Genomic DNA, 6853 nt, shown 5'->3' on the forward strand with positions numbered 1-6853 from the left:
GTCGCCTTTGGTGATCGGATGCTCTTGACCATTGACTACCACCACGTCGCCTTCTTTGGCGTCTGTTGGTAAGGTTACAACCACATCAACATTGCCGTCTTTATCAATCTCATCATTGGTGATGAAGTCATCACCATTGCCTACCACCACTTTGTCAGGGGCAGTTGGTGCGGTGGTGTCACGAGTCACTTCTTCAGTCACTGGCGCTGAAGTGTTGCCAGCTGGATCTTTGATAGTGGCTTCAACGTCAAGCTTGCCGCCTTCCGTTGGGGCTGGAACTTTAACCGTTACAGTACCAGCAGTGAGGTCGCCTTTGGTGATCGGATGCTCTTGACCATTGACTACCACCACGTCGCCTTCTTTGGCGTCTGTTGGTAAGGTTACAACCACATCAACATTGCCGTCTTTATCAATCTCATCATTGGTGATGAAGGCATCGCCATTGCCTACCACCACTTTGTCAGGGGCAGTTGGTGCGGTAGTGTCACCGGCCACAATCGTCGTAGGACCGCTCTCATTACCTGCTTTATCAGTCGCAGTAGCTGTGATAGTCTCGCCATTAGTTAATGGCTTTTCGCTAGTATCAACAACAAAATTGCCATTAGCATCAGCTGTTACTGTGTAGTCAGGTTTGCCATCGCCATTGGTATCAACCTCAACTTTAGCACCCGGCTCAGTTTTACCAGTGATCTCGGTACCCGCTGCATTGATATCTAAGGTTGGGGCAGTAGGCGCAGTAGTGTCGGGTTTTGGAGCATCTTGCTTATCATTACTACCCCCTGATGCCGCACCAATCAATCCAATACCTGCCAATCCTACTAACCAAGGCAGAGCGTTAAAACCTTCTGATGATGCCCCTACCCACCAAGGCAGTACCTGTGAATTACCACCTAGTGCCTGCCCTTCAACATCCCCAGCTAGCAACTCAGTGACATAGTCAGCCACCTCACCCGTATCTGGAATGTAATAGTAATAACTACCATCTTCTGCAATACCAATTAGGGCACTGTCAGTTTCTGAGTAAAAACCTTCGATTATTAGATCGCTCTCTATACCTTCTTCCTCAAAAGAGATATGCAGATCATTATTTACACGCTTAGTAATAATATGATTGGGAGCACGTCCGATTGATTGATCAAAAAGTTCATAATTAACCTTATTAATAGCTTTAATTATCGTAGGTACACCGTCTTTTGTTACAACAGTATGCTCAGCGATAGTTTTGGTTTGATTATTGACTTTAACAGTAATAGTAGACATAGATATTCCTTGAAAAATTAGTGGGATAATTGAATTAGATAAATAAAGTGGGGATATTGACTAACATATATTTAAGATATTTTGGCTTTTATCACTAATTGATAATAGCGACAACACGACGATTATTATGGCGACCTTTGGCAGTGCTATTATTATCCATAGGCTGACTTTCACCGTAGCCCACAGTGTTCAGTCGATTAGCATTAATGCCATATTTGTTAACTAGCAGGGTTTTAACTGCTTTGGCACGGTCTTCTGACAGTCGTAGGTTATAGCTTGCATCACCGAGATTATCTGTATGACCTTCTAGCACTGCACTCCTATCTGTGTTGAGCTGCATAAACTCAGCTATCGATTCTAGGCGCTGGTTATCATTAACTTGAATATTGGCACTATTAAGGTCAAAAAGGACATCTAGTTTGATTGGTGCATTGATTACAATGCTGTCATCTATTTTAGGAATTACTGCAATCACAGGTATCAATTTTGGTTTCACTAAAGGTGTCAACTGCGGCGCGCTCAAGGATGTTGATTGCGGTGTCTCAACTACACAGCTATCAGCAACTCGACTAATTTGATGGGTCTGTTCTTGAGATTGATACTCAGGGTTGTTAAGAACAGTAAGTGCTTGGTCACGAGTCATTAGGCTGATGCTAGCTTGGCCTGCATCATTAACATCGACTAAATAATAATAAGTAATTTGACCAACGAGCTTCTGTTTAGAATTACTATCGGTAAGTCGATTATTTTTTTTACCTGTCACTTCAGCACTTATACTATGAACGCCACTACAAGTAACTGCTTGAGAGAACTGACCAGGTTGCAGACTCACTTGAAAAAGGTTATCAATGCCGACATTGACACTTGTCTGTAGCGAATCTTGATCATAGGCACGAACAAAAACAACTCTAGATTCATTGTTATTTAAATCAGCATCATTAAGAATAGTAAAGGGTTTTCCAGTTTTATCCCATTCAACTTGCTTAACTATACGAATATCATTATTAGTAGGTAAAGAATCATGACTTTTTATAGATTGGCACCCTATTACGCCAGACACCATAAATAAGGTTGCTAATAATAAAATAGCTTTACTGTGCATATTATCTACTCTCAAAAAATGATATCTAAAAAGCCGATCCTGACCTTATAATATATGTTATAAAATTATTTTTAATATATTAGTAAGCCGATTACTGGTACAAGCATAGTAATCCTAAGATTTTTATATAAAGATTGTTAATATCAATAACTTATATTAGATTTCGCTTAAACAAGACATGTCTATTATAGAATTAGTAAAGTTAGCTACATTAGCTTATAAACTAATGTTCTATTATCATCTATTATCATAATAAGGCTTTATAATTCTGATAAAAGGCGCAACAATCAGATAAAAGGTAAAATATTAATCAATATTTTTTTACATAAAAATAACTTAAACCTTAGATAAACCCAATATAGTACTTATAACAACTATTTTTAATTAGATAAACAATGACTTACTCAATCAAATGTCACAAGCAAGTACTGCTTAGTATTAAAGACAGCACGACTATAACGGATACTGCCATTCTTTATGAACTAAACATCAGTAGTATTGATAATTAGCAGCAGAATTTGGTGTCTGAAATACACAGAAATGAAGCCCAACTAAGATACTTAATAAAAAGTTATCAAAGACCTATAACTGTTTTCAGACAATTACATTTATGATTGTATACTTGGTTTAGGCTGTAGTAATTCAAGCTTTAAGACGCATTAGTATTAGTCAAAAAAAAGGTCTCAGAGTATCCAAAAGGGTATCTGATTAAAGGAGCGGATTAACAGAGTAATCTAGATAGCTTTACGCAGCAAAGATACCCCACTATTCACATTAATGAAAAAGGCTTTGATTTTTAAACTCTTAGAGCTTACGGTTATGCAGTAATAGGCAAACCTTGTATTGATAGTAATAATTAGCAAATAAAAAAGAGCACCAACTTTAATTGGTGCTTTATACGAAAAGCTACTTTTTACGCTAAATTAATTTAATAATAACAACAGTAATGGAGCTATATTCTGCAACTGGAATAAAGGTATTCTTATGCCAGGCACTAAGACCAAGTGCTCGATTATCATGGATATGAGCGAGGATGTAGAAAAGTACAGATTTGTCTGAGTGCAAGGAGAGAGCTGTGCTCAAGTCACTAGCTTTCATAAATAAGTGCAAAGACTGTCTAATACGTATGGTTACAGGCAAATCTCCTTACCGCTCTATAATGCTGATCTAAACTTTATTAAAAAATAAATAGCCATAAGATAAAATTATATATTAAGGCTAGATGAAAAACAGTCTGAAGAAATAGTTACATGATATGGGAGGTACTAATTTTGTTATATACTAAGTATGAAGAAAAGAACTTGATAGCTCAGTTAATCACAGTTTGAGATAAGCTGTTTAAATTTGGCTTATAATTTTCTTCTGAATATCATTAATTAAAGTTAAGTCTATTGCATACTCATTACGGATATCGTTGTCCTCATCATCATATTCAATATTTAAACACCTGATATTGTTGACTATAATTTTCTATAATGCCTTATTAATATATGTATCAATAAGGCTTAAGATTCTATGACCGATAAAATGTTTTCTTTTAACCCTGTATCCTCGTTTATGCTAAACATTAGCAACATCTACTATGAAAACCAACTTTCTATTTTCTAAACATTGCACCATTTGGTGTCAATCCAACGTAAGCCATTGCAGCTTGGTTCATCCAATGTGGTTGGACAATTCCATGTTGTAAAATAGCGTGAATATCTCTATGTGCTCTTTCTATTTTATATTTTTTATATAATGAAGCAGTCCCTGCAACAGCATAAATCTCTGATACCATAGCTCTTGCATCACTTGCAGCTGCACATGACGCCGCCCATACATTAGCAAGTTGCTCATCTGTATAAGTATTTTCATTTTGTGCTTCTTCCCATAACTCTGCCACGCTACTATGTAACTGTAAACGTTTAGACGCCAATAAAGTCTTACTTTTTGCTATAGCTGCTTGCACATTTGCACGATCGCGTAGATCTGGATTTGTACCAGGCGTGGTTCTGTCTAAACACATCTGAATTAAATCTTCCATCGCTGCTTTCAAAACACCTAAAGCCATAGCAGCACAACCAGCTGAGTTGATACAACCAATAGGTAAGCGGCTATATGCATTATCGATAGCCACTGCACTATCAAAATTCACAGCATACGCTTCTTTTACAAATATACCTTCTATCGCTACATCATGACTGCCTGTACCATTTAATCCACCTACATCCCATGTATCAATTATCTTGACGCCTTTCTTGGGAATAAAAAAAAGTCTTAAGTTTGCTCCTTGATGAAGATTCTTCGGTGTCTCTTCTGAAGTTACTAAACAGCGTAGAACAAACCAATCGGCTAACTCACATCCAGATACTAAAGTCCATCGTCCAGATACTATATAACCTCCAGAAACGATTTTAGCGATGCCCTCAGGACGTGCTGAGTTCGCATAAACATGAGATGGGTTGTTATACACTTCTTTCATGCTAACTTCATTCAAGTAACGTCCAAAAGTACAGGACAAGTGATTGTTCCACACAATCCAAGCAACTGAAGCTTCAGCACTCGCTAATAATTCATAAACTTTCAGAGCCTCTACAGGATTATCTTCCCACCCTCCTAAAAATTTTGGTAATCCTATCCTGAGTAGCTTGCTCTCTAAGAGACATTCAACAATAGCGGGAGCAAGCTTCCTAGAGCTTTCCGTTTCCTGTCTATATAAAAGTGCTAAATCGTGAACCTCTTTGGCTGCATCAGTTGGAAGATTGCTTTGAATTTCTAAGGACGCTACATGACTCATATTTGAACCTCTTCTAGGACTTGCTTAATCCAATATTTGATTACATTCTTCTATTTAGTTAGGTTGGCTATACTTTTACAGGAGTATATCTATATGACGGGAAAAATCCCGATTCCAATTCAGCTTCAGCTTCAGCTTCAGCCAACCTATTATTAGCTATTACTAAATTTTTGTACTTTTCTAAGTTAATAATTAATCTCCAAGTTTTAAACTCCAGCTCTTCAGAGCTGAATCCTTTTTTATATTTATATAAAGAATCTGAATTACAGCCTAAACCACCACCAAAGTGTAATGCTTTATAGCCTTCCTCTCTACCCCATCCTCTAGCAATGTGAGTGATCAATTTAGAGGGTTGTAGATTTCTATATTCATTAAGCGTGCCACCCAAATAGAAGTGCATAATCCCAGACTCTTTGCAAATGGTAAATAAGGAAGATGCGATGGCGTTATCATTTTTATAAGCAGTCACTAATATCAGTCTATTCTGAATACTTTTGGATAATTTATGAAGATAGCTATCGTCAAAAAAATAGTAATCAGTGGCTCCAACTTTTGTCATAGTCTCTTTATAAATACTTGAGAATACAGTAATTCGCTCTTCAGTAAAATCTTCAATTTTAGCAACTACATTGTTGTTTAAAGATTTCATAATACCTCTACGATGTTGCTTCTGAGTTTCTTCCCAATGTTCCTCCTCAGATTTAGATAAATCGCACATTAAAGTAAGTCCATGGGTTACTGAGGTGCCAATACTACTGCACCATTCTTTATTCAGAATTGGATTTAATCTAATAAATAAAGAAACACAGCCTTCCTCGTAAAGAAATATTTTTATTTCCTCTAAAATCATATCTATTTCATAATTACTTAAAGAAGTATCTATTACTGGGCCACCATAGCCATATGGAGAGATAGCATCCCAATATTCATCATCAATAACTCTTTTAATTATTGGTAAAAAAAACTTCTTTTTTTTATATACTGCAACAATACCTTGAGGGCTGCCTTCATCAACCTCAGTTGAAGAATTTATCCATCCAGAAAAGTGATACACATCAAAGGTATATATTGAGATTTCTTCATCCCATTCCTTATCTATACTTGCAAAAAAAACACTAATCATGCTCATGTTTATCACATCCTATTTTAGTCTAAAAAAATATTTTTTTACACTCGTAATCTAATATTCATACAGTTAACTTATAGAATATCGTTAGTATTTTATACTTTAGTTTATTCTTTATATACTCTTCCTTTAATAGACTGATAGCATCATTGTAATAATTAATATCAAGAATTTGACTGGATATTTTAGGTAATGCGATTGAGTTGCTATCTCTATTTCTATACCCTAAATTATAATCATTACGACGAATCTTTCTGTAGCATATAATACATTGATACTTGTTCCCTTTTTGCTGAATAGGAGGTGCTGGAGCGCCACAAGAACATGTGACAGCACACTGTCTCAAAAGTATCGCAGTATTAACAATTGAATCTCTAACTTTCTTATCAGAGTCTGCTTTATTGATGTACATAACCGCTCCATCTAATATTTATTAGATTATATATTTATTATAATACATATATAGTCAGTTCACAATAAAATAAATACAGCCCATATCCTGAAATAGCTTAGGCAGATTATTCTCCATCCACCCTTGGCGTAGAAACTTAGCTTGAGCCCATTTCTTTTCAATGGGGTTTAGATC

At 36.2% G+C, this 6853-nt stretch carries 5 protein-coding genes; all 5 read right to left on the reverse strand.

All coding sequences use genetic code 11. From position 1 onward, the window contains the following. A partial coding sequence (locus KZA12_RS14410) for an Ig-like domain-containing protein (protein ID WP_256933004.1) occupies positions 1–1260 on the reverse strand: 1260 nt, incomplete at its 3' end. A gap of 94 nt (positions 1261–1354) precedes the next feature. Further along, positions 1355–2362 (reverse strand): OmpA family protein, encoded by a 1008-nt coding sequence (locus KZA12_RS14415; protein WP_218690702.1) that lies wholly within the window; start codon positions 2360–2362, stop codon positions 1355–1357. Between the two features lie 1597 nt (positions 2363–3959). Continuing rightward, positions 3960–5141: an acyl-CoA dehydrogenase family protein gene (locus tag KZA12_RS14420; protein ID WP_218690703.1), complete on the reverse strand. Its 1182-nt coding sequence runs from the start codon at positions 5139–5141 to the stop codon at positions 3960–3962. 67 nt (positions 5142–5208) lie between these two features. After that, the gene (locus KZA12_RS14425; protein ID WP_218690704.1) at positions 5209–6270 is read right to left on the reverse strand and encodes a GNAT family N-acetyltransferase; all 1062 of its coding nucleotides are present in this window, start codon (positions 6268–6270) and stop codon (positions 5209–5211) included. Between the two features lie 58 nt (positions 6271–6328). Next, positions 6329–6679, reverse strand: a complete 351-nt coding sequence (locus tag KZA12_RS14430) for a hypothetical protein (protein WP_218690705.1) — start codon at positions 6677–6679, stop codon at positions 6329–6331. Positions 6680–6853 lie beyond the last annotated feature (174 nt).

It is taken from the genome of Psychrobacter sp. BF1, assembly GCF_019279065.1.
GTDB classification, from domain to species: domain Bacteria; phylum Pseudomonadota; class Gammaproteobacteria; order Pseudomonadales; family Moraxellaceae; genus Psychrobacter; species Psychrobacter urativorans.